Annotated in this window: 2 protein-coding genes; both read right to left on the bottom strand. The window is 69.0% G+C overall.

What is annotated here, in order from left to right; all coding sequences use genetic code 11:
• Nucleotides 1–269 precede the first annotated feature (269 nt).
• Entirely contained in the window at nucleotides 270–812 is a 543-nt protein-coding gene (locus ACWGN5_RS41815) for a hypothetical protein (RefSeq protein ID WP_453524266.1), read from the bottom strand.
• Nucleotides 813–870: 58 nt separating this feature from the next.
• On the bottom strand, nucleotides 871–2,133 hold the full coding sequence (locus ACWGN5_RS41810; protein ID WP_453524264.1) for a DNA polymerase III subunit beta family protein: 1,263 nt from the start codon (nucleotides 2,131–2,133) through the stop codon (nucleotides 871–873).
• Nucleotides 2,134–2,371 lie beyond the last annotated feature (238 nt).

Raw genomic sequence — 2,371 nt, 5'->3', positions numbered from 1 at the left:
GCCGGGGAGTTCAACGGCACCGGTGGGCTTCGCCCACCGGGCTCTCCCTCCGCTTCGCTCCAGGAGAGCGGCCGTGCTCCGCACGGCGAGACTGGCGGGCAGTCAGGCGCGGTGCGGGTGTGCGGGGTGAGGGCCCGTCCGCTTCGCTCCCGGACCCAAGGCCCGCTGACGCGGGCAGCTGGCTAGGAAGGGGAGTTGGGGGTGGTCAGTTTGATGCAGGAGGTTGGGTTGGCACAACCGGATCACACCCTCTTGGGGTCGGGTCTGGGCTATTCGTATCCCCAGCCCCACCACCCCATGATTTCTTCTACCGTGATTCCGTAATTCTGCGTTACGACTTGCTCGAAGGAGGCTTTCGGGTTTTCCATGAGCGTGATTGAAGCGTTTACGCAGAGGTTCACGATGTCGCTTTCCGGCTCGTCGAGATTCAGTTTCTCGTTGATGAGGTCGGCGGCGTCGTTGACGGCGCGCCGGATCTCGTTGCCGGTGTAGCGGCGGGGCTGGGCGAGGCCGGTCTCGCGTGCCTCGGCGTAGGCCGTGAGGCCGGCTTGGAAGTGGTTCAGGGCGAGGCGCCGGGCGTCCCTGTCGGGGGCGGAGGCGTACTCCTCGATTGCGTCGTCCATGTCCTGGAGCGATGCGGCGGGGTCGGTGACGTATCCCAGACGACCGGCGGGGTCGACGGCCCATGCCTCTTGGCCGTCGAGGGAGATGTCGCGGGGCGTGATCTGGCGGTCGCACGTGGGGCACTGGAGCGTGCCGCTGGAGACGAGGTGGTAGGTGCCCTCGCACGCCGGGCAGTGGATCAGGATCATCTGTCTTCCTTGCTCGGGTGACCCGCCGGGGCGCGGCTGGCGCCCCGGCGGGTGGGGGTCAGAGGGTCCAGGTGCCGGGTTCGAGGCGGATGGGCATCAGGAGGTGGCGGTATCCGTCTCCGGTCAGGTCGGGGGTGTGGGTGAAGACGACGGGCTTGACCGTGCACTGTGCTTCGGTGGCGCCGGGGTTGTGGAGGTTGATGGTGTCGCCGGTGAAGGCGTCGAGGGCGTCCGTGAGGAATGCCGGGCGGAAGGACATGTGGGAGCGGTGCAGCGCCGTGGGGTCGCCCTGCTCGGGGGTGTAGGGCAGGGGGATGCCCTTGAGGCGGGCGCGGTCCTGGGGCTCGGGGAGTGCCGGCGCGAGCGTGAGGGCGCCGTCGGCGTCCCACAGGAGGCTGAGCGGGGTGTGCTTGTCGCCCTTGGCCTTGATGAGCGCGGTGCACTTCTTGACGGCGCCTGCGAGCGCGGTGCGCGGGATGCGGACGGAGACGGCGACGGTCTCGGGGAACAGTCGGCTGTACCCGGGGAGCCGGTGGGCGAGGGTGCGGATGGTGATGGTGGTCTGACCTGCCATCAGCGTGGCCCAGTCGCCGTCGGGGGTGATGCCGAGGGCGAGGGGGCCGGTGTGGGTCTTGAGGGCCTGGGCGAGCCGCTTGAGGGTACCGCCGGGGATGAGCGCCGTGGCGGCCTGGCCCTCGGGGAGGTCGGCGTGGACGGGGTGGGTGGCGACGTCGGCGACCGCGAAGCGGTAGCGGTCGCTGGCGGCCATGGTGAGGGTCGAGCCGGTCAGGGTGAGCTGTACGCCGGTCAGGGCGGGCAGGGTGGCGTCGTCGCCCCTGGCGGGGAGGGTGCGCTTGAGCTGGGCGAGGAAGGCCTCGCTGTCGACGGTGGCCAGGGCGGGGGCGGGGAGCGGCGGGTGGGTGAAGCCGGCGATGTCGCAGGTGGCGATCGGGATGGTCATGCCGCCGCCGTCGAGGAGGTCGCCGGTGAGGCTGACGGGCGTTTTGTCGGCGGCCGTCTTGGTCTCGCCCGCGACGAGGGCCGTGAGGGTCTTGGTCAGCTCGGAGTGGTCGAGGAACGAGGAGCCGGGGGTCTGGGGAGTGCCGCACGGGACGGTCACGGAAACGGCCGTCTCGAAGTCGAAGGAAGTGAACGTGGCGGTGTCGTCGGCGGTCTCGATGAGCACGCCCCGCTGGTTCGGGTTCACTTCCTTCGCGTTGATTCCGAATTCCACGGTCTTCAGCGCGGTGACGATTTCCGCGTGCGTTCCGGTGAACTCGGCAGAAAGAGAAGATGCGGAGGGCATTTCGTTCGGGGTCATGGTTGTCCCTTGAGTTGGGAGGGTGAGGGTGTCTTGGTGTTGGCCGGTGCCACTCCGACCAACAAGAAAACTGTATCACTTTAAGTGCTCGCCAGGGGGTGGATTTTCAGCTGTTTCCGCAGGTCAACCCATACGGGTGAGGGCTGGGGGCTGGGGCCGGTGGTGCGCCGCCGCCCGGACGCGACAGCGTCCGGGCACGTCGATCGGCGGCGCCTGCGCCGAGGGCACCTCGCTTGCG

The organism is Streptomyces sp. NPDC055815, from assembly GCF_053616475.1.
Note: the sequence above shows the minus strand (reverse complement) of the source record. Positions and strands in the feature narration are given on the sequence as shown.